The organism is Burkholderia pyrrocinia, from assembly GCF_001028665.1.
In the GTDB taxonomy this organism is placed as follows: domain Bacteria; phylum Pseudomonadota; class Gammaproteobacteria; order Burkholderiales; family Burkholderiaceae; genus Burkholderia; species Burkholderia pyrrocinia.
Genome location: NZ_CP011503.1, coordinates 1190095 through 1210781, shown reverse-complemented (window position 1 = coordinate 1210781; position 20687 = coordinate 1190095). Strand labels below are relative to the sequence as shown.

Annotated in this window: 16 protein-coding genes; 6 read left to right on the top strand and 10 right to left on the bottom strand. The window is 67.6% G+C overall.

The window, feature by feature from the left end; translation table 11 throughout:
- Positions 1 to 7 precede the first annotated feature (7 nt).
- The 4 genes from mrdA to ABD05_RS05605 all read right to left on the bottom strand — a co-directional run bounded on the left by mrdA (position 8) and on the right by ABD05_RS05605 (position 5121).
- On the bottom strand, positions 8 to 2293 hold the full coding sequence (gene mrdA / locus ABD05_RS05620) for a penicillin-binding protein 2 (protein ID WP_047899321.1): 2286 nt from the start codon (positions 2291 to 2293) through the stop codon (positions 8 to 10).
- Between the two features lie 100 nt (positions 2294 to 2393).
- Complete coding sequence (gene mreD, locus ABD05_RS05615; protein ID WP_009687274.1) at positions 2394 to 2906, bottom strand: rod shape-determining protein MreD; 513 nt, start codon at positions 2904 to 2906, stop codon at positions 2394 to 2396.
- Positions 2903 to 3952, bottom strand: a complete 1050-nt coding sequence (gene mreC, locus ABD05_RS05610) for a rod shape-determining protein MreC (RefSeq protein WP_047899320.1) — start codon at positions 3950 to 3952, stop codon at positions 2903 to 2905. Before mreC ends, mreD begins: the two co-directional genes overlap by 4 nt.
- A 125-nt stretch (positions 3953 to 4077) precedes the next feature.
- Entirely contained in the window at positions 4078 to 5121 is a 1044-nt protein-coding gene (locus tag ABD05_RS05605; RefSeq protein ID WP_004189550.1) for a rod shape-determining protein, read from the bottom strand.
- Between the two features lie 370 nt (positions 5122 to 5491).
- Between ABD05_RS05605 and gatC the strand changes: the two genes are divergently transcribed.
- The 5 genes from gatC (at position 5492) to ABD05_RS05580 (ending at position 10601) form a co-directional block, all read left to right on the top strand.
- Positions 5492 to 5791 carry an Asp-tRNA(Asn)/Glu-tRNA(Gln) amidotransferase subunit GatC gene (gene gatC / locus ABD05_RS05600; RefSeq protein ID WP_047899319.1) on the top strand — a complete coding sequence of 100 codons (300 nt, stop codon included), beginning with the start codon at positions 5492 to 5494 and terminating at the stop codon, positions 5789 to 5791.
- 69 nt (positions 5792 to 5860) lie between these two features.
- Positions 5861 to 7351: an Asp-tRNA(Asn)/Glu-tRNA(Gln) amidotransferase subunit GatA gene (gene gatA, locus ABD05_RS05595; protein WP_047899318.1), complete on the top strand. Its 1491-nt coding sequence runs from the start codon at positions 5861 to 5863 to the stop codon at positions 7349 to 7351.
- 2 nt (positions 7352 to 7353) lie between these two features.
- Complete coding sequence (gene gatB, locus ABD05_RS05590) at positions 7354 to 8829, top strand: Asp-tRNA(Asn)/Glu-tRNA(Gln) amidotransferase subunit GatB (protein WP_047899317.1); 1476 nt, start codon at positions 7354 to 7356, stop codon at positions 8827 to 8829.
- A 118-nt stretch (positions 8830 to 8947) separates the two neighbouring features.
- Positions 8948 to 9787, top strand: a complete 840-nt coding sequence (locus ABD05_RS05585; RefSeq protein ID WP_047899316.1) for a polyphosphate kinase 2 family protein — start codon at positions 8948 to 8950, stop codon at positions 9785 to 9787.
- A 40-nt stretch (positions 9788 to 9827) separates the two neighbouring features.
- Complete coding sequence (locus tag ABD05_RS05580; RefSeq protein WP_047899315.1) at positions 9828 to 10601, top strand: exodeoxyribonuclease III; 774 nt, start codon at positions 9828 to 9830, stop codon at positions 10599 to 10601.
- 133 nt (positions 10602 to 10734) lie between these two features.
- Here the strand turns inward: ABD05_RS05580 and ABD05_RS05575 are convergent, their stop codons facing one another.
- Positions 10735 to 11787 carry an NAD(P)-dependent alcohol dehydrogenase gene (locus ABD05_RS05575; RefSeq protein WP_047899314.1) on the bottom strand — a complete coding sequence of 351 codons (1053 nt, stop codon included), beginning with the start codon at positions 11785 to 11787 and terminating at the stop codon, positions 10735 to 10737.
- 229 nt (positions 11788 to 12016) lie between these two features.
- Here ABD05_RS05575 and ABD05_RS05570 point away from each other — a divergent pair, with 229 nt between their 5' ends.
- Positions 12017 to 12985: an AraC family transcriptional regulator gene (locus tag ABD05_RS05570; protein WP_047899313.1), complete on the top strand. Its 969-nt coding sequence runs from the start codon at positions 12017 to 12019 to the stop codon at positions 12983 to 12985.
- Positions 12986 to 13005: 20 nt separating this feature from the next.
- Here the strand turns inward: ABD05_RS05570 and ABD05_RS05565 are convergent, their stop codons facing one another.
- The 5 genes from ABD05_RS05565 to ABD05_RS05545 form a co-directional block, all read right to left on the bottom strand.
- Complete coding sequence (locus ABD05_RS05565) at positions 13006 to 14058, bottom strand: M48 family metallopeptidase (protein ID WP_047899312.1); 1053 nt, start codon at positions 14056 to 14058, stop codon at positions 13006 to 13008.
- Complete coding sequence (locus ABD05_RS05560; RefSeq protein ID WP_047899311.1) at positions 14048 to 15469, bottom strand: AmpG family muropeptide MFS transporter; 1422 nt, start codon at positions 15467 to 15469, stop codon at positions 14048 to 14050. The genes ABD05_RS05565 and ABD05_RS05560 overlap by 11 nt, the downstream gene beginning before the upstream one ends.
- Before the next feature lie 95 nt (positions 15470 to 15564).
- Positions 15565 to 16173 (bottom strand): methionine biosynthesis protein MetW, encoded by a 609-nt coding sequence (gene metW, locus ABD05_RS05555; RefSeq protein WP_021156285.1) that lies wholly within the window; start codon positions 16171 to 16173, stop codon positions 15565 to 15567.
- The gene (gene metX / locus ABD05_RS05550) at positions 16170 to 17315 is read right to left on the bottom strand and encodes a homoserine O-succinyltransferase MetX (RefSeq protein ID WP_047899310.1); all 1146 of its coding nucleotides are present in this window, start codon (positions 17313 to 17315) and stop codon (positions 16170 to 16172) included. The genes metW and metX overlap by 4 nt, the downstream gene beginning before the upstream one ends.
- A 328-nt stretch (positions 17316 to 17643) precedes the next feature.
- On the bottom strand, positions 17644 to 20586 hold the full coding sequence (locus ABD05_RS05545) for an autotransporter family protein (protein WP_238594090.1): 2943 nt from the start codon (positions 20584 to 20586) through the stop codon (positions 17644 to 17646).
- Between the last annotated feature and the right edge of the window lie 101 nt (positions 20587 to 20687).

The window sequence follows — 20687 nt, the reverse complement described above, 5'->3', positions numbered from 1 at the left end:
TTCTCCGTTAATGAGCGGTGCCGGCGTCCGCCGCTTTCGCGGGGGCCGTCGCACGGTGGTTGTCGTCCCGCGGCGTGGCGACGAGCGGCTGCGCGTCGCTGGCGGGCCGGCGCGGCCGGTGCGGGCGCCGGATCGGCGGCAGGCTCGCGGCCCTCGGCGCCGCGGCGCTCGCTTCGGCCGGTTGCGCCGCGCTTGCCCCGGCCGCACCCGACGCATCGGGCGCCGACGCGGCCGACGCCGCATCGGCCGCGCTGGCCGCGGTCGGCACGACGGGCTGCGGCAGCGCCTTGAAGCCGGCCGCGACGGCGGCGGGCTTGTTCGCGTCGCCGATCACCGGTGCGTTGACGGGTTCGGTCGCCGACGCCGCGGCCGCCACGGCCGCGGCCTCGTTCTGCGGGTTCTGGCGTTCGACGAGGTAGAAGTCGAGCACGCGGCGCGCGATCGGGCCCGCGGCCTGCGCACCCCAGCCGCCGTTCTCGACGACCAGCGCCACGGCGATCTGCGGATGGTCGACCGGCGCGTACGCGATGAACAGTGCGTGGTCGCGCAGGTGCTCGGCGAGCAGGTGGCCCTTGTAGTTGGAGCCCTGCAGCGAGAACACCTGAGCGGTACCGGTCTTGCCGGCGGCGAGGTACGGCGCGCCGCGGAACACCTTGTACGCGGTGCCGGACGGGTTCTCGATCACGTTCTCCATCCCGCGCTTCACGACGTCGATGTCGGCCTGCTTGAGCGGGATCGTTTCGCTTTCCTTCGGCACGGTCAGGCGACGCCCGCGCGAGATCGGATCCTCGACTTCCTTCACGAGGTGGGGCTTCATCACGACGCCGTTGTTCGCGAGCGTCGCGGTCGCGTGCGCGAGCTGCAGGATCGTGAACGAGTTGTAGCCCTGGCCGATCCCGAGGCTGATCGTCTCGCCGTCGAACCACTTCTGCTGCGCGGCCTTCTTGAACGCCTTCTTCTTCCAGTCGGTCGACGGCAGGATCCCGCGCGCTTCGCCCTGGATGTCGATCCCGGTGATCTGGCCGAAGCCGAACGGCTTCATGAAGTTCGCGATCGCGTTCACGCCGAGGTCGCGTGCGAGCATGTAGAAGTAGGTGTCGTTCGACACCATGATCGCCTTGTTCATGTCGACCCAGCCCTGGCCCGAGCGCACGTCGTTGCGGAACGTGTGGCCGCCGAACGTGAAGTAGCCGGGATCCTGGAAGCCCCAGCCCGGCGAGCGCTTGCCGAGCGTCAGGCCCGCGAGTGCCATGAACGGCTTGTACGTCGAGCCGGGCGGGTAGGTGCCGTGCAGCGGGCGGTTCAGCAGCGGCTTGTCGGTCGAGGTGTTCAGCTCGTCCCAGGTCTGCTGGTCGATGCCGTCGACGAACGAATTCGGGTCGAAGCTCGGCGACGACACGAACGCGAGCACGTCGCCCGTCTTCGGCTCGATCGCGACGAGCGCGCCGCGCTTGCCGGCGAACGCCTGCTCGGCGACCTGCTGCAGCCCGATGTCGAGCGACAGCACGAGGTTGTTGCCGGGTGTCGCCTGCGTGCGCGACAGCGTGCGCACGGGCCGGCCGCCGGCCGTCACCTCGACCTCCTCGAAGCCCGTCAGCCCGTGCAGCTCGGTCTCGTAGCTCTGCTCGACACCGATCTTGCCGATGTAGTCGGTGCCCTTGTAGTTGTTCGCGTCGCGGCGCGGATCGTAGTTTTCCTGGTCGCTGTCGTTGTCGTCGCTCATCGCGTCGATACGATCCTGGTCGCGCTTCGAGATCCGGCCGATGTAGCCGATCACATGCGCGGCGGTCGTGCCGAGCGGATATTGGCGGAACAGCCGCGCACGCACGTCGACGCCGGGGAAGCGGAAACGCTGCGCGGTGAAGCGCGCGACTTCCGCGTCGGTGAGCCGCGTGCGGATCGGCAGGCTCTCGAAGTTCTTCGAGTCTTCCTGCAGCTTCTTGAAGCGGCGGCGATCGCGTGCGTCGATCGGGATGATCTCGGACAGCTTGTCGATCGTGTTGTCGAGCGTGTCGTCGAGCTTCGACGGCGTGATCTCGAGCGTGTAGGCCGAATAGTTCTTCGCCAGGATCACGCCGTTGCGGTCGGTGATGATCCCGCGGTTCGGCACGATCGGCGCAACCGAGATGCGGTTTTCCTCGGCCTGCAGCGCGTATTTGCCGTGCTGCATCAACTGCAGGTAGAAGAAGCGGCTCGCGAGCAGCCCGAAGCAGACGAACACGAACACGCCCGCCGCCGCGACGCGCAGGCGGAACTTCGAGAGCTGCTGTTGGGTGTCGTTGAATTCGGTCATGCGGTTAGGGTCGATCTGACCCGCGCGCGGGCGGGCGAGGTGCCGCCCCGGAGCGCGGTGCGCGGACGTGGGGGCGGCGGGTAGTCAAGGTCGGTCCGGCTCAGATGGGGCGCGTATCGTCCGGATCGACCGGGCGGCGTTGCGGCATCAGCAGCAGGTGGCTCGCGATCGGCCACAGCGCGGCCTCGACGAAGCCGTCGACCAGGTAGCGCCAGCCCGGGAACGCGGCGCCCATCACGAGACGGATCACGAACGGCACGAGCTGCGCGACGACGAGCAGCGGCGTGACATACAGCACCTGCACGCCGATCGGCATCCACAGCACGCGGCGGTGAATCGTGATCGCGCCGTACGACAGCAGCGTATAGGCGAGCGCGTGCTCGCCGAGCAGCCCCGCGTCATGCACGTCCATCAGGATGCCGAGCGCGAACGCGACACCCATCCCGACCTTGCGCGGCTGGTGGATGTTCCAGAACAGCAGCACGAGTGCGACGAAATCGGGCACGCCGGGCAGGCGGCCCCACGGCATCAGGTTCAGCAGGAACGCGGCGGCGAGGCTGAAGACGATGAAGTACGGATTGACCGGCTGCAGGATGTATTGCGGGCGGTTCATCGCTGGGCTCCTGGTTGCCCGGCCGTGGGCTTCGCGGGTGCGGCGGCGGGCGCGGCGGGCGCAGCCGGCGCGGGCTGGGCTGCGGCGGACGGCTTCGCGTTCGCGTCGGCCTTGTCGGCTTTCGCGCCCTTTGCGGCCGCTTTCGCGCCCTTCTTGCCGCCCTTCGCGTTCTTGTCGGCGGCCGGTTCGAGCTCGACCGGGCGCGGCGGGATGGCGTTCTGGTAGTGCAGCACGAGCATCTGGCGCGCGCCGCGCACGGCCGCGACCGGCGCGCAGGTCACGCGCGCGAATGCGGTATCGGCGAGCTTGTCGACGTGCGCGACCTTCGCGACCGGCAGGCCGGGCGGATAGACGCCGTCGAGGCCGCTCGTGACGAGCTCGTCGCCGACGACGAGATCCGCGCTCGTCGGCACGAAGCGCAGGTCGAGCGAATCGCCCTTCGGCGTGCCGTAGATCACGCTGCGCAGGCCGGTGCGCAGCACCTGCACCGGAATCGCGAGATCGCGGTCGGTGACCAGCGTGACTTCGGACTGCAGCGGGAACACGCGCGTGACCTGGCCGACCACACCGTCCTCGCTGACGACGGGCGCGCCGTTCTGGATGCCCTGCTGCAAACCTTGCCCGACCACGATCTTCTGCGTGAACGGGTCGCTCGTGTCGTACTGGATCTCGACCGGCGTCGATTGCGTCGCGATGTGCTGGCGCAGCTCGAGCACCCCGCGCAGGTGCATGTTTTCCTGCGCGAGCACGGCGGCCTGGTTGGCTTGCGTCGACAGTTGCAGGTTGCGCTTGCGGAGGTCGTCGTTCTCGTGGCGCAGCGACGCGCCGGTGACGGCGATGTCGGCCGCGCCCATGAACAGGTCGCGCGGCACGAGCGCGGCGCGCTGCAGCGGATAGAGCACGGTGCCGAGCACGCCGCGCACGATTTCGAGCGTGCTGAAGCGCGCGTCCGACACGAGGAGCGCGATGGCGAGGGCAACGAAGAAGATGAGCCGCGCGAGCGCGGGCGGACCTTGCTTGAAGAGGGGCGGCGGACTGTATTCCATGGTCGGCGCCGGGCGCGTGTGATCGGTTAAATGATGCTCAGACGCGCAAACGGCGCGGCGGTTCGTTCTGAACGAGCGATCCGGCCACGCCGCGGGTGCGTCATGTCAAGAAACTGCCTAGCCGATCACTCGTACGAGAAGATGCTGCCCAGCTTGTCCATGCGCTCGAGCGCCATGCCCGAACCGCGCACGACGCAGGTGAGCGGATCTTCGGCGACGAGCACCGGCAGGCCGGTTTCTTCCGCGAGCAGGCGGTCGAGGTCGCGCAGCAGCGCGCCGCCGCCCGTCAGCATCATCCCGCGTTCGGCGATGTCGGCGCCGAGTTCCGGCGGCGTCTGTTCGAGCGCGATCTTCACCGACGACACGATCTGGTTCAGCGGATCGGTCAGCGCTTCGAGGATTTCGTTGCTGGAGATCGTGAAGCTGCGCGGAATGCCTTCCGACAGGTTGCGGCCCTTCACTTCCATTTCCTTGACTTCGGAGCCCGGGAACGCGGAGCCGATTTCCTTCTTGATCGCCTCGGCGGTCTGTTCGCCGATCAGCATCCCGTAGTTGCGGCGGATGTAGTTGACGATCGCCTCGTCGAACTTGTCGCCGCCGACGCGCACCGAGCCCTTGTACACGATGCCGCCGAGCGAGATCACGCCGACTTCCGTCGTGCCGCCGCCGATGTCGACGACCATCGAGCCGGTGGCTTCCGACACCGGCAGGCCCGCGCCGATCGCGGCCGCCATCGGCTCCTCGATCAGGTAGACCTGCGATGCGCCGGCGCCGTGCGCGGCTTCCTTGATCGCGCGGCGCTCGACCTGGGTCGAGCCGCACGGCACGCAGATGATGATGCGCGGCGACGGCGAGAACATGCGCGACTCGTGCGCCGTCTTGATGAACTGCTTGATCATCTGCTCGGTGACGGTGAAGTCGGCGATCACACCGTCCTTCATCGGGCGGATCGCCTCGATGTTGCCCGGCACCTTGCCGAGCATCTGCTTGGCTTCCTTGCCGACCGCCTGGATCGTCTTCTTGCCGTTGGGGCCGCCTTCCTGGCGAATCGACACGACGGACGGTTCATCGAGCACGATGCCCTTGCCGCGCATGTAGATCAGGGTGTTTGCGGTGCCGAGGTCGATCGCGAGATCGTTGGAGAAGTAGCTGCGCAAAAAACCGAACATTCAGAATCCTGTTTCGCTCTGAGCCGGCCCTGCGTGGCGTGCAACGCTGAGGGCGGCAGCGGAAAAAATAACAGCCTCGGGAAGCGTGGCGGAAGCGGCCGCCGCGGCGCACGAAGCTGCGAGTGATGTCTACCGGGGATCGCACGAAGCACGCACGGCTCGCCGAAGCGGGGCGAAACGGTGCGGGAAAAGGCTGCCGGGTTTGGGTCGAACGCGTAATGATACCTTATAATTTCACGGTATTTGAATCGAAACGGGCGGTATTTTTGCCGCTTCGGTCCCGATTTTTGAGGGTGGGATCGCACCCTCCAACCCCCCGCCGCAGTGCTGCTTTTGATGCGCTGCGCAGCCTTGTTTTTCCGGTGATCGCATGGCCCTGACCCTGACCGATGTGAAACGCATCGCGCACCTGGCGCGACTCGAAATGGCCGACGCCGACGCCGAGCACATGCTCGGCCAGCTCAATGAATTCTTCGGCCTCGTCGAGCAGATGCAGGCGGTCGACACCGCCGGCATCGCGCCGCTCGCCCACCCGATCGAACAGATCCAGGAAGTCGCGCAGCGCCTGCGCGACGACGCCGTGACGGAAGTCGTCGATCGCGACGACAACCAGCGTCGGGCGCCGGCCGTCCAGGACGGCCTCTATCTCGTGCCGAAGGTGATCGAGTAAGCATTCGATGACAAGCGCGCCGGCCGGCCAGCGCCGCGCGCCACCCAGAATTCCCAGGAAAACCACTCAATGCACGCAAAAAGCCTGACCGAACTGCGCGCCGCGCTCGCTGCCAAGGAATGCTCGGCCGTCGAGCTCGCGCAGCACTACCTGAAACGGATCGACGCCGCGCGCGACCTGAACGCGTTCGTCCATGTCGATACCGATCTGACCCTCGCGCAGGCGAAAGCCGCCGACGCGGAGCTCGCGCGCGGCGCGGGCGGCGCGCTCACCGGCCTGCCGATCGCGCACAAGGATGTCTTCGTCACGCGCGGCTGGCGCTCGACCGCCGGCTCGAAGATGCTCGCGAATTATGAAAGCCCGTTCGACGCGACCGTCGTCGCCCGCCTGCAGGCGGCCGGCATGGTCACGCTCGGCAAGACCAACATGGACGAGTTCGCGATGGGCTCGTCGAACGAGAACTCGGCGTTCGGCGCGGTGAAGAACCCGTGGGACACGAACGCGGTGCCGGGCGGCAGCTCGGGCGGCAGCTCGGCCGCCGTCGCCGCGCGCCTCGCGCCGGCCGCGACCGGCACCGACACCGGCGGCTCGATCCGCCAGCCCGCGTCGTTCGCGGGCGTGACGGGCATCAAGCCGACCTACGGCCGCGTGTCGCGCTACGGGATGATCGCGTTCGCGTCGTCGCTCGACCAGGGCGGCCCGATGGCGCAGAGCGCGTCCGACTGCGCGCTGCTGCTCAATGCGATGGCCGGTTTCGACGAGCGCGACTCGACGAGCCTCGAGCGCGACGACGAGGACTTCACGCGCCACCTCGGCCAGCCGTGGGCGACCGGCAACGATGCGGGCAAGCCGCTCGCGGGCCTGCGCATCGGCCTGCCGAACGAGTATTTCGGCGACGGCCTCGCCGACGACGTGCGCGCGACGATCGACGCGGCGCTTAAAGCTTATGAAGCGCTCGGCGCGACGCTCGTGCCCGTGTCGCTGCCGAAGACGGAACTGTCGATCCCCGTGTACTACGTGATCGCGCCCGCCGAGGCATCGTCGAACCTGTCGCGTTTCGACGGCGTGCGCTTCGGCCATCGTGCCGCGCAGTACGGCGACCTGCTCGACATGTACAAGAAGTCGCGAGCCGAAGGCTTCGGCCCCGAGGTGAAGCGCCGGATTCTCGTCGGCGCGTACGTGCTGTCGCACGGCTACTACGACGCGTACTACCTGCAGGCGCAGAAGATCCGCCGCATCATCGCGCAGGATTTCCAGGAAGCGTTCAAGTCCTGCGACGTGATCATGGGCCCGGCATCGCCGACGGTCGCATGGGATCTCGGCGCGAAGGGCGACGATCCGGTGCAGATGTATCTCGCGGATATCTACACGCTGTCGGTGAGCCTCGCCGGCCTGCCCGGCATGAGCGTGCCGTGCGGCTTCGGCGCGGGCGCGAACGCGAAGCGCCCGGTCGGCCTGCAGATCATCGGCAACTATTTCAACGAAGCCCGGATGCTGCAGGTCGCCGACGCGTTCCAGCGCGCGACCGACTGGCACAAGCAAGTTCCGGCAGGGGTGTAAGCATGGCTACTCAATGGGAAGTCGTTATCGGTCTCGAGACGCACGCGCAACTGTCGACCGTCTCGAAGATTTTCTCGGGCGCGTCGACGCAGTTCGGCGCCGAGCCGAACACGCAGGCCTGCCCGGTCGACCTGGCGCTGCCGGGCGTGCTGCCGGTACTGAACCGCGGCGCGGTCGAACGCGCGATCCGCTTCGGCCTCGCGATCGGCTCGACCATCGCGCCGCGCAGCATCTTCGCGCGCAAGAATTATTTCTACCCCGATCTGCCGAAGGGCTATCAGATCAGCCAGTACGAGATTCCGGTCGTGCAGGGCGGCCAGATCACGATCCAGGTGCCCGCTAACGAAAAGGCCGGCAAGGAAGCGTACGAGAAGACGGTCAACCTGACCCGCGCGCACCTCGAGGAAGACGCGGGCAAGTCGCTGCATGAAGACTTCGCCGGGATGACGGGGATCGACCTGAACCGCGCGGGTACGCCGCTGCTCGAGATCGTCACCGAGCCGGAAATGCGCAGCGCGGCCGAGGCGGTCGCGTATGCGAAGTCGCTGCACGCGCTGGTCGTGTGGCTCGGCATCTGCGACGGCAACATGCAGGAAGGCTCGTTCCGCTGCGATGCGAACGTGTCGGTGCGGCCGGTCGGCCAGGAGAAGTTCGGCACGCGCGCGGAAATCAAGAACCTGAACTCGTTCCGGTTCCTCGAGGAAGCGATCAACTACGAAGTGCGTCGCCAGATCGAGCTGATCGAGGACGGCGGCGAAGTCGTGCAGGAAACTCGCCTCTACGATCCGGACAAGCGCGAGACGCGTTCGATGCGCAGCAAGGAAGACGCGCACGATTACCGCTACTTCCCCGACCCCGACCTGATGCCGCTCGTGATCGGCCAGGACTGGATCGAGCGCGTGCAGTCCGGGATGCCCGAACTGCCGGCAGCGATGCAACAGCGCTTCGTCGAGCAGTACGGCGTGTCCGCGTACGACGCGGGCGTGCTGACGTCGAGCAAGGCGATGGCCGCGTATTTCGAGGCCGTCGTCGCAAAGGCCGGCGCGGCGAACGCGAAGATCGCCGCGAACTGGCTGATGGGCGACGTATCGTCGCAACTGAACCGCGACGGCATCGAGATCGACGCGATTCCGGTATCGGCGGCCCAGCTTGCACTCGTGCTGCAGCGCATCGCCGACGGCACGATCTCGAACAAGATCGCGAAGGAAATCTTCTCGACGATCTGGGACGAGAAGGCGGACGACGAAGGCGCGGCCGACCGCATCATCGACGCGAAGGGGCTGAAGCAGATTTCCGACACCGGCGCGCTGGAGGCGATCATCGACGAGGTGCTCGCGGCGAACGCGAAGTCGGTCGAGGAATTCCGCGCGGGCAAGGAAAAGGCGTTCAACGCGCTGATCGGCCAGGCGATGAAGGCGACGAAGGGCAAGGCCAATCCGCAGCAGGTCAACGAACTGCTGAAGAAGAAGCTCGGCTGAGCATGATCGGGCGCCTGAACCGCGCTTGACGACGGGCCGCCCCGAACCAGTTCGGGGCGGCCCGTTGCGTTTGGTGGATGCGTTATCGTATGCACCACACCGTCCAACGGAGGAACGAATGGCGAAACAACCGTCGCTCGACGATTTCCGCGTGCCGTACAGCACGCGCGAGAAGGAAGCCGCCGCATTCAAGCTCGATGCGTTCGACCCGGCCGCGAAGCCGTTTTCGTCCGGTTCGAAGGAGGCCGACCGCGAACGGCTGTCGGCCGTGTCGACCGAGCTCGACGTGCAGCAGGAGCGCCTGCACACGCAGCAGAAGAAGCGCGTGCTGCTCGTGCTGCAGGGGATGGATACCAGCGGCAAGGACGGCACCGTGCGTGCGGTGTTCCGCGAGGTCGATCCGCTCGGCCTGCGCGTCGTGCCGTTCAAGGCGCCGACGCCGATCGAGGCCGCGCACGACTTCCTGTGGCGCGTGCACGCGCAGGTGCCGGCCGCCGGCGAGCTGGCGATCTTCAACCGCAGCCACTATGAAGACGTGCTCGTGCCGCGCGTGCTCGACGCGATCGACGGCAAGGAATGCGAGCGCCGCTACCGGCAGATCCGCGATTTCGAGACGATGCTGGTCGAGAACGGCACGACCATCATCAAGTGCTTCCTGCACATCTCGAAGGACGAGCAGCGCGAGCGGCTGCAGGCGCGCATCGACGATCCGACCAAGCACTGGAAATTCGACATCTCCGATCTCGACGCGCGCAAGCACTGGGACGCGTACCAGTCCGCGTACCGCGACGCGCTCGCCGCGACGTCGGCCGAGCATGCGCCGTGGTACGTGATCCCGGCGGACTCGAAGACGCACCGCAACGTGATGATCGCCGAGCTGCTGCTGCGCACGATGACCGACATGAAGCTGGAATTCCCGCCGCCGAAGCCCGAGCTCGAAGGCGTGAAGATCCGTTAAGCTGCCACCCTGTAAAACATCGAACTGAACGGAACCCGACATGATGCGAGTGATTACCGCCAACCTGAACGGCATCCGCTCTGCCGCGAAGAAGGGCTTCTTCGACTGGCTCGGCGAACAGAACGCCGATTGCGTGTGCGTGCAGGAAATCAAGGTATCGGCCGACGACCTGCCGGTCGAATTCGTCGAGCCGCACGGCTTCAAAAGCTACTTCCACCACGCCGAGAAGAAGGGCTATAGCGGCGCGGGCGTGTACAGCCGCCATGAGCCCGATGACGTGATCATCGGCTTCGGCAGCAGCGAATTCGATTCCGAGGGGCGCTACGTCGAGGCGCGCTACGGCAAGCTGTCGGTCGTGTCGGTGTACGTGCCGTCCGGCTCGAGCGGCGACGAGCGCCAGCAGGCGAAGTACCGCTTCATGGACGAATTCATGCCGCACCTCGCCCAGCTCAAGAAGAAGCGCGAGGTGATCCTGTGCGGCGACGTGAACATCGTCCACAAGGAAATCGACATCAAGAACTGGAAGAGCAACCAGAAGAATTCGGGCTGCCTGCCGGAAGAACGCGAGTGGCTCACGAAGCTGTTCGACGATGTCGGTTATGTCGACGTGTTCCGCACGCTAGACCAGCGCGCCGAGCAGTACACGTGGTGGAGCAACCGCGGCCAGGCGTATGCGAAGAACGTCGGGTGGCGGATCGACTACCAGATCGCGACGCCGGGCGTGGCCGGCACTGCGAAGAGCACGTCGATCTTCAAGGACATCAAGTTCAGCGATCACGCGCCGCTGACGATCGACTACGACTACAAGAAGTGAGCGCCGGCGCTACGCAGTGCGCGTAGCGGTCGAACCCTCCGGTGGCAGGATGCAAAACGGGCCGCATGTCGAACATGCGGCCCGTTTCGTTTCTTGCCTCGGCGCGGCGATCGTGCCTGCCGCCCGGCGACGCTCAGTGCTTGATCGACGCCATGTCCACCACGAACCGGTACTTCACGTCGCTCTTCAGCATCCGCTCGTAGGCCTCGTTGATCTGCTGCATCGGAATCGTTTCGATGTCCGACGTGATCCCGTGCTCCGCGCAGAAGTCGAGCATTTCCTGCGTTTCCGCGATCCCGCCGATCAGCGAGCCCGCGAGGCGGCGGCGCTTGAAGATCAGGTTGAACACCTGCGGCGACGGATGGTCGTGCTCCGGCGCGCCGACGAGCGTCATCGTGCCGTCGCGCTTCAGCAGGTTCAGGAACGGGTTCAGGTCGTGCTGTGCGGCGACCGTGTTCAGGATGAAGTCGAAGCTGTTCAGGTGCGCGTTCATCTGCGCTTCGTCCTTCGAGATCACGACTTCGTGCGCGCCGACGCGCTTGCCGTCATCGATCTTCGACGGCGACGTCGTGAACAGCACGACGTGCGCGCCCATCGCGCGCGCCAGCTTCACGCCCATGTGGCCGAGGCCGCCGAGACCGACGATGCCGACCTTCTTGCCAGGGCCGACGTTCCACTGCCGCAGCGGCGAGTAGGTCGTGATCCCCGCGCACAGCAGCGGCGCGGCGCCGGCCGGATCGAGCGTCTCGGGCACGCGCAGCACGAACGCCTCGTCGACGACGAGCTGCGTCGAGTAGCCGCCGTACGTGACGTCGCCCGTCACGCGGTCCTGGCCGTTGTAGGTGCCGACGAAGCCGTTCTCGCAATACTGCTCGAGGCCGTCGGCGCAGCTCGGGCAGGTGCGGCACGAATCGACGAGGCAGCCGACGCCGACCAGCTCGCCGACCTTGAAGCGCGATACCTGCGGGCCGGTCGCGGTCACACGGCCGACGATTTCATGGCCCGGCACGACCGGATAGATCGTGTTGCGCCATTCGTTGCGGGCCTGGTGCAGGTCCGAGTGGCAGACGCCGCAGTAGAGGACGTCGATCTGGACGTCGAGATCGCGCAGCGCGCGACGCTGGAATTCGAACGGGGCGAGCGGCGACTGCGAATCGGTCGCCGCGTAAGCGTAGGTGGTGCTCATGCAGGGGGCTCCTTGTCCGGGAAAAACATCCGGCGAAACAGACTGCCGTCGCACCATGTGGCGATGCGGCGAGGCAGGACGTCATCGTAAGGAGCGCGGCGGCGCGGCGAAATACACGAAGGTCTGGAAGATTTGCCTATTCCTCTCGAATTGCGCGCGAACGCCCGTCAAAACGCATTCATGGTGCTACATTGCGAGCCAGATTCTCTTGCCGGACAGGACCACGCCGATGAGCTTCCAGCCCCTTTTTGCCGATGCGGGCGACCGTGTGCAGCGCCGCATGATCGAGCTGCACACGCGCCTCGCGCCGAACGAGGGCGACACGCTGGCGGCGCTCGACGGCGTGCGCTTCATCCGCGTGAGCCGTCCCGTGCCGCGCATGCCCGTGCTGTACGAACCGAGCATCATCGTCGTGTGCCAGGGGCGCAAGCTCGGTTATCTCGGCGACCGTTCGTTCGTCTACGACGCGCAGCAGTATCTCGTGCTGTCGGTGCCGCTGCCGTTCGAATGCGAGACTTTCGCGAGCATGGACGAGCCGTTTCTCGCGATCTCGATCCGCGTCGATCTCGCGGTGATCGCCGAGCTCGCGATCCTGCTCGACGAGACGCTCGGCGCGGCCGCCAGCGAGCCGCTCGGCGTCTATTCGACGCCGCTCGACGCGCCGCTGGCCGACGCGGTCGTGCGGCTGCTCGAAGCGCTCGCGTCGCCGCACGACACGCGCGTGCTGGGGCCGGCGATCATGCGCGAGATCGCGTATCGCGTGCTGACGGGCGCGCAGGGCGACGCGATCCGCGCGGCGCTCGTGCAGCAGCATCACTTCGGCCGCATCGCGAAGGCGCTGCGGCGCATCCATGCGGAGCTGAAGGCCGATCTCGACGTCGAGACGCTCGCGCGCGAGGCCGGGATGAGCCTCGCGGTGTTCCACGCGCAGTTCAAGCACGTGACGGCGACGTCGCCGATGCAGTACGTGAAGGCCGCGCGCCTGCATCAGGCGCGGCTGATGATGGTGCAGGACGGGGTCGGCGCCGGCACGGCCGCCGCGCGCGTCGGCTATGCGAGCGCGTCGCAGTTCAGCCGCGAGTTCAAGCGGCTGTTCGGCCGCAGCCCCGGTGACGAGGTGCGCTGGATGCGCGAAACCGGCAGCCGCCCGGCGGGCGCGACGTCGGCCAAGCCGGCCGCGGCGGACGTCGGCGCTTGACGATCGGCTTCGCGCGCCGCTCAGCGCCGCACGACCTTGCGTCGCTGCGCGCTGATGCCCGCGTAGTCGGGCAGCATGTCGACGCGCCTGGCCGTAGCCTTCGCGTACAGCGGCATCAGGTCCGGCAGGCGGTTCAGCAGATCCTGGCGCCGGGCGGTGCTGTACGGATGCGTGTAGATGAAGCCCGTCGCCTTGTTCGCGCGCGTCGCGACCGCGAGCTTGTCCCACAGCGTGATCGCCGCGCGCGGATCGAAGCCCGCGCGTGCGGCGATGTCGCCGCCGATCACGTCCGCTTCGGTCTCGTCGGTCGGGTCGTAATGGAGCGCCTGCAGGCGCTCGCCGAGGTTCAGTGCCTGCGGCAGCGGATCGCCGACGCCGAACAGCGGCGGCAGCGTGGCCGCGCGCAGCGACGTCTGCGAGGTCGCGCTGAAGTTGCTGCGCGCGTGTTCGCGCAGCGCGTGCGCGATGCCGTGCGCGAGCAGCACGCCGAACTCGTCGTCGTTCAGGCGGAGGCGGTCGAGCAGGCCGCCGTACACGAGCACCTTGCCGCCCGGCAGGCAGGTCAGGCGGATGTCGCGCGAGCGGATCGCGTTGACGTCCCACGCCCAGTTCTTCACGCGATCGTTCCACTTCACCGAATACGGCGCGAGCTTCGCGACGATCGCGCGCAGGCGCTTCACGCGCGGCTGGTTCGCGGGCAGCAGGAGGTTGCTGTCGGCGGCTGCCTGCACGATCTGCGCGTATTCGTTGCCGGTGAGTTGCTCGAGCAGCGGCGACGGAAGCAGCGTACGGAACGCGATCTCGTTGCCGTAGCGGACCTGCTGCGGCGTCGGCGTATAAGCCTTCGCCGACACGGCGCCGCCGGTCGGCTGCGCGGCTTCGGCGGCGGACGGCGGGACGGGTGCGGCGGAAGTCGCCGGGGTGGCTGGCGTTGCCTGCGCAGCGGCCGGTGCGGAGCCTGCCGCGGCCGCGCCGGTGTCGGCCGCATGCGCGAAGCCCGCGGCGAGTGCCGCGGCACCGACGCTCAACGAAGCCGCAACGCGCGCGAGGCGGTGCACGCGGTCACTGCGCACGGCTGGCCTCGCCGTTGCGTGCGGCGCCGTTCCACGGCGCGATCTTGAACAGCAGCAGCATGCCGGGAATCGCGAGCGCGGTACACACGATGAAATAGTCGAACCAGCCGATCTTCGCGACGATGAAGCCGCTCGCGGCCGATGCGAGCGTGCGCGGCACCGATGCGAGGCTCGTGAACAGCGCGAACTGCGTGGCCGTGTAGCGCGGGTCGGTCGTGCTGGCGATATACGCGACGAACGCGGCCATCGTCAGGCCGGTGGTGAAGGTTTCGACGCCGTAGACGAGCGCGAGCGCGACCGTCATCGGGCTGAATTGCGGTGCGACGGCAATGCCGAACACCGACAGCGCCGATGCGATCGCATGGCTCGACGAAACGGTGAAGTCGTAGAGCATCGCGAGCACGGGCGAACCGGGGCCGAGCTGCGCCAGCCACGCGAAGCCGAGCGTCGACACCATCTGCAGCGCGCCGAAGATCCACAGCCCGCGGCCGATGCCGATCTTCACGAGCCAGATGCCGCCGATGATGCCGCCGGCGACGCTCGCGACGAGCGCGGTGGTTTTCGCGACGATGCCGATCTCGGTGCGCGTGAAGCCGATGTCGAGGAAGAACGACGTCGACAGCGTGGTGGCCATCGTGTCGCCGATCTTGAACAGGAAGATGAACGCGATGACGAGCAGCGCGCCGGTCCAGCCGTCGCGCTGGATGAATTCGCGGAACGGCAGCACGATCGCGTCGCGCAGGTTGCGCGGCGGTGCGCCGACCACTTCGGGCTCGCGCACGACGAGCGTCATCAGGATGCCCGGCAGCATGAACGCGCCGGTGAGCGCGAACACGACGTCCCACGGCATGTGGTCGGACAGGATCAGCGCCAGCGAGCCGGGGATCAGCGCGGCGAGCTTGTACGCGTTCACGTGCACCGCGTTGCCGAGGCCCTGCTCGGTGTCGCGCAGCAGCTCGCGGCGATACGCGTCGATCACGATGTCGGAGCTCGCGCCGAAGAACGCGACGAGCGTCGTGAGCGCGGCAACCGTCCAGATCGAATCGCGCGGCGACACGAAGCCGAGCGCGGCGATCGCGCCCGCGACCAGCACCTGCGTGAGCAGCATCCAGCCGCGCCGGCGGCCCGGCCGCCAGCCGGGCAGGCGCGGGAGGTAGCGGTCCATCAGCGGCGCCCACAGGAACTTCCACGTATACGGGAACTGGATCAGCGCGAACAGACCGATTTCCTTCAGGTTCACGCCCTCGGAGCGCAGCCATGCCTGCACGAGGTAGACGAGCGTGAACAGCGGCAGGCCCGACGTGAAGCCCAGGAACACGCAGATCAGCATGTGCGTGTTCAGATAGGCTCGCCAGCCGGGGTGATCCTCGTGAGCGGTGAGTGCGGGCGCCTCGTGTGGCGTTTTCGACATGGACTGGAACTGGGTAGCGTTGACTGATTGCGGCGGCAGCGCGCAGCGGGGGGAGCAGCGCGGGCCGGGCCCGGCGTTCGTCAACGGCCCCCGGCTCAGCTGCGCTTGACGCGGTAGACAGCAAGACTACCACGCCAGTTCGCTCCCCATCGAATCGGCTGGCCTTCGTGGAGCACGACGCGGTCGAGGATCGTGACGCCGACTTCGGGCGCGAGCGCCTCGAAATCCTTGATCGTCAGCACCCGCACGTTCGGCGTGTTGTGCCACTGGTACGGCAGCGATTTCGACACGGGCATCCGGCCGTGCAGCACCGACAGCCGGTGCGACCAGTAGCCGAAGTTCGGGAACGACACGATGCACTCGCGGCCGACGCGCGCCGTCTCGCGCAGGATCGCGGCCGTCTGGTGGATCGTCTGCAGGGTTTGCGACAGGATCGCGATGTCGAAGCTGTGGTCCTCGAACAGGCGCAGGCCGTCCTCGAGGTTCTGCTGGATCACGTTGATGCCGTTCTTCGCGCTCGCGAGCACGCCCGCGTCGTTCAGTTCGATCCCGTAGCCGGTGACGTCCAGCTCCTCCATCAGCAGCGCGAGCAGCGATCCGTCGCCGCAGCCGAGGTCGAGCACGGTCGAGCGCGGCTCGACCCAGCGCGCGATCGTGCGGAAGTCCGCGCGCGCGGACAGGGAATTCAACGCTTGCTGGTTCATGCGCCCACCTCGTTGGCGATTCGTTCGTAATACGCGCGGATCAGGTTGTGATAGCGCGCGTCGTCGAGCAGGAACGCGTCGTGGCCGTGCGGCGCGTCGATCTCCGCGTAGCTGACCGTGCGCTTGTTGTCGAGCAGCGCCTTCACGATCTCGCGCGAACGCGCGGGCGCGAAACGCCAGTCGGTCGAGAAGCTCGCGATCAGGAATTTCGCCTGCGTGCGCGCGAGCGCGGCCGTCAGGTTGCCGTCGAACGCCTTCGCCGGATCGAAATAGTCGAGCGCGCGCGTGATCAGCAGGTAGGTGTTCGCGTCGAAGTAGTCGGCGAACTTGTCGCCCTGGTAGCGCAGGTACGACTCGACCTCGAACTCGACGTCGAAGCTGAAGTTGTACGCGTCGAGCGCGCCGTCGGCGCGGCGCAGCGCGCGGCCGAATTTCTCGGCCATGTCGTCGTCGGAGAGATAGGTGATGTGGCCGATCATCCGCGCGACGCGCAGGCCGCGCTTCGGCTTCACGCCGTGCGCGTAGTAGTCGCCGCCGTGGAAGTCGGGATCGGACAGGATCGCCGAGCGCGCGACCTCGTTGAACGCGATGTTCTGCGCGGACAGCTTCGGCGTCGACGCGATGTCGATGCAGTGCGCGACGCGCTCCGGATACATCAGGCTCCACGCGAGCGCCTGCATCCCACCGAGGCTGCCGCCCATCACGGCGGCGAAGCGTTCGATGCCGAACACGTCGGCGACGCGCGCCTGCGCATGCACCCAGTCCTCGACGGTGACGACCGGAAAGCGCGCGCCGTACGGCTTGCCGGACGACGGATCGATGCTCATCGGGCCGGTCGAGCCGAAACACGAGCCGAGGTTGTTCACGCCGATCACGAAGAAGCGGTTGGTGTCGAGCGGCTTGCCGGGGCCGACCATGTTGTCCCACCAGCCGGTGCTGCGCGGATCGTCCGCGTAGACGCCGGCGACGTGATGCGACGCGTTGAGCGCGTGGCAGACGAGCACCGCGTTCGAGCGCGCGGCGTTGAGTTCGCCGTACGTCTCGACGACGAGCTGATAGTTGCCGAGCGCGCTGCCGCTTTGCAAGCGCAGCGGTTCGGCGAAGTGCATGGTCTGTGGAGCGACGATGCCGATCGATTCCATTCGTTCCGCCTTATGACTGGGCAGCTAAATGGTGTCGGCGATGCGCGGAGTCGGAGATGCGCGGCTGACGACCTCTTTAGCCGCATTTGTAGTGAACCGCCGGGACAAAGACAAATCAAGGCCCCGGCCGGTTCGCGCGCCCGCAATCGAGTCAGCAAATCGGCGCGCTTCCGACCTGCCGCCGAGGGGGGCGGCAAGTCGGCAAAGTATAGCGGAAATTGCGGAGGGCGGATTCGGGGGCGCTCGGGGAGGCGTCGGATCGGCCCCGCGGACGCGCAGGAGACCGCCGGCCCTTCCGCACGGAGCAGGAGGCGCCGGCCGTGCGGCGTCACCAGCGGTACTTCGCCGTCAGTTCGCCCTTGACTACCGTATAGTCGGACAGGTTCGCCTCCAGCCCCAAGCCGGCCGATATCGCGAAGCGCTTCGACAATTGACCCGTCGCACCGACCCGGAACGCCGCGCGATCGCGCGGCACGCTGAACGAGAACGCATTGCGGTCGAGTGTCAGCGACCGCGATCCGGGGCCGTGCCACCAGTTCGCCTCGATGAACGGCCGCAGCTCGCGCCCGGACGGCATCGCGGTTACGCCGTGCACGCGCACGCCAAGACGGGTCAGCACGTCGGTCGAGCCTTGCCCGTCGAGGCGGCCGCCCGGTGCATCGTGCGCCGCCGCGCGATAGTCCGACACGACGAGTTGCGCCTCGGGTTCGACAAAGAACCGCGTATCGCCGCGCTCGTAGAAGCGGATCGAATAGCCGGTTTCGACCGATCCCGTCACGGTGCGCGAGCGGTACGAGTCGCCGGCGAGGCTGCCGCCGACGCTGTTCGCGTACGCACCGTACATGAACCACGCATCGACGTAGGGCCCGGACAGGATGTCGCGATTGCCGTACCAGGTGCCGTACAGCCCGACGTTGTAACCCGCGACGCTGCCGCGCGCGGTGGCATCCGCCATGCGCTGTTGGACCGCGTTCCATAGCGGGCGGGTCGACCAGCTCGTCTGGCTGCCGTACATGCCCATTGCGCCGACCCGGAAGCGGCCGCCGCGCCCGTCGTCGAAACGGAACAGGTCGGCGCCCGCGTGGATCAGGCGGCCGTTGCCCGACACGCTGCGGTTGCCGCCTGACATCGACGTGAACTGGCCTTCGGCGCGCAGCCAGACGGCGCCGTCGAGCGAAGGCGTCGCGCCGGGAGCCTCGCGCAGCGAACGGTCCTCGCGCTGATGCAGCGTATGGATCGCCATTGTCGCGGCCGCATCGGCGTTGGCCAGGTACGCATCGGGTTCGGGCGCGGCAGCGCGCGGCGGGACCGGTGGGACGGTTTCCGGACTGACGGGCGGGTCGGGATCGGTGGGGCCGGGCGCGGGTGCCGGCGGCGCGGGTTTGGCGGCCGAGACGAGGTACCAGTTCTCCTCGTGGCCGCCGGTGCCGCCGCGCTTGAGCATGTAGTCGTAACCGCCCGCCGACAGCGTGCCGAAGCCGTTCCGGTAGCCGTCCGATGCGGCGTCGAGCGCGAATGCCGACGCGTCGGTCGTCCCGCCGTGACGCGTCTCGACGATCGGGATGCCGAGTGTCGTCTGCGCGCCGTTGCCGCCCGTGCGCTTCACGACGATTTCCGTGTTGCCCGACGCATGACCGCCGTCGATCACGAGCCGGTCGGTGGGCGACGCGTCGTCCTGCAGCATCGTATGGATGACGAGCCGGCCATTGCGGGCCGCGTAGTCGCCGTTGACGACGAGTGTGCGCGGCGCGGGCGGTGTGCCGGTGTCCGGCGCGGCGAATGCGATCGTCGAGTCGTTCAATGCGATGGAGCCGGCCGACGAATCGGCGGTGACGGTCCAGCGGCTGCCCGTGTCGAGCGACAGCGTGCGCACCGCGTCCGTTGCGCCGGTCCAGACGGACGCGCCGGACAGCGCGACATCGGTCACGGCGGATGTCGGGCTGCCGTCGTCGGTCGGCTGGTTCACGATGTCACCCGCCGCTTGCGCGCCGGTGTCGAGCGTCAGGCGCACGGGCGCGCCTGATTGGGCACGGACCGACAGCAGCGTGCCGGTGCCGCTGGCGGCGCGGGTGCCGTTGTGCAGCGTGATGTCGGCGTCGGACGCGTCGATGGCCGCATGCCGTTCGCTGAAGAGCGAACCGCCGTCCGCCGTCAGCCTGCCGCCGTGGACGCTCGCGGCAGGCGCGGCGTCGCCGGTCGCGCGGGCGTCGGTGCGCAGCAGGTCGATGCTGCCGCCGGCGCTTGCATAGAGCGCTGCGGCCTCGTTGCCGCGCGTCTCGACGGTTGCGTCGACGAGCGACACAACCGACCCCGCGCCGGCGGACATTGCACCGCGCGCGCGCTCGCCGGTCGTGACGATGCCGCCGCGTGTCATCGTGACCCGGCCGCCGAGCCGGGCCAGTACGCCGATCGAACGTGCGCCGGTGGTGGCCACCTGCGTTTCGATCGCGTCGATGGTCGGTATGTCGGTGTATTCCTTCGACGCATACAGCCCGTGTGCGCTGCGGCCGTGCGTGACGACTTGCGTGCGTGCGAGCTCGACGCGCCCTTCGCGGGCGTCCACGCCGAGAGCGTAATCGCCACCGGTTTCGAGGCGGCTGTCGGCGAACGAGACAGCCGATGCGCCGGGCAGGTACAGCGCCGACGCGTAGTCGCCATCCGTCCGGATATCCGAGCGATTCAACGTCGCACGGACGCCCTCGTAGCTGATGGCCATGCCATAGGCAAACAGGCCGCTGGTGCGAATCAGCGTGTCGGCGATGTCGATGACGCCGCCCGGCACGTAGTTCACCGAAATACCATACGCTTCCTTGCCGCGCGTGACGATGACGCTGTCGGCGATGCGGAGCCGGCCGCCGGCGCTGTCGACGGACGCGCCGTGCGCATAGTCGCCGTCGGTATCGATCGAGATGCGTTCTGCGGTCGCGCTGCCGCCGTATCGGAGGTCGATGCCGGCACTGGAGTCGCCGCGGGTGCGGATTTCCGTATCGCTCAGCCTGACGCTCGAGCCGGTGCCTAGCGCAGTCGCGCCCGCCGCGAGATTGGCGGTGGTGAACACGCGCGTCTTGCCGGTCGTCACCAGCGTGCCGCCATTGACGGCGGAAAGCACGGCCTCGCCCAATCGCGTCGTCGAATATTCGCCCGGCGCGATTTCAAGCACGACACCGTCCGCCTGTTGCGGCCCGCCGTTGGTCACTTGCGCGGCCGACGGCCATGGCACTGCCGCCCCCGCAAGCAATGCCGAATGGGCGAAGCGTCGGGCTGCCCTCATCCGGGAATGTCGAAATCTGCGATTCACCATCTCACCTGAGTTTGTCTGTAACGAGACAAATTTAACTCGTGAGGCAGCTGCATGATATTGGACAAGTTCGA

Coding starts and splice junctions, on each gene's coding strand:
- ABD05_RS05585 (WP_047899316.1), top strand. CDS start 8,948: ATGGCGAAACAACCGTCGCTCGACGATTTCCGCGTGCCGTACAGCACG.
- gatC (WP_047899319.1), top strand. CDS start 5,492: ATGGCCCTGACCCTGACCGATGTGAAACGCATCGCGCACCTGGCGCGA.
- mreC (WP_047899320.1), bottom strand. CDS start 3,952: ATGGAATACAGTCCGCCGCCCCTCTTCAAGCAAGGTCCGCCCGCGCTC.
- metX (WP_047899310.1), bottom strand. CDS start 17,315: ATGGAATCGATCGGCATCGTCGCTCCACAGACCATGCACTTCGCCGAA.
- ABD05_RS05580 (WP_047899315.1), top strand. CDS start 9,828: ATGATGCGAGTGATTACCGCCAACCTGAACGGCATCCGCTCTGCCGCG.
- ABD05_RS05560 (WP_047899311.1), bottom strand. CDS start 15,469: ATGTCGAAAACGCCACACGAGGCGCCCGCACTCACCGCTCACGAGGAT.
- metW (WP_021156285.1), bottom strand. CDS start 16,173: ATGAACCAGCAAGCGTTGAATTCCCTGTCCGCGCGCGCGGACTTCCGC.
- ABD05_RS05605 (WP_004189550.1), bottom strand. CDS start 5,121: ATGTTCGGTTTTTTGCGCAGCTACTTCTCCAACGATCTCGCGATCGAC.
- ABD05_RS05570 (WP_047899313.1), top strand. CDS start 12,017: ATGAGCTTCCAGCCCCTTTTTGCCGATGCGGGCGACCGTGTGCAGCGC.
- ABD05_RS05575 (WP_047899314.1), bottom strand. CDS start 11,787: ATGAGCACCACCTACGCTTACGCGGCGACCGATTCGCAGTCGCCGCTC.
- mrdA (WP_047899321.1), bottom strand. CDS start 2,293: ATGACCGAATTCAACGACACCCAACAGCAGCTCTCGAAGTTCCGCCTG.
- ABD05_RS05545 (WP_238594090.1), bottom strand. CDS start 20,586: ATGAGGGCAGCCCGACGCTTCGCCCATTCGGCATTGCTTGCGGGGGCG.
- mreD (WP_009687274.1), bottom strand. CDS start 2,906: ATGAACCGCCCGCAATACATCCTGCAGCCGGTCAATCCGTACTTCATC.
- gatB (WP_047899317.1), top strand. CDS start 7,354: ATGGCTACTCAATGGGAAGTCGTTATCGGTCTCGAGACGCACGCGCAA.
- gatA (WP_047899318.1), top strand. CDS start 5,861: ATGCACGCAAAAAGCCTGACCGAACTGCGCGCCGCGCTCGCTGCCAAG.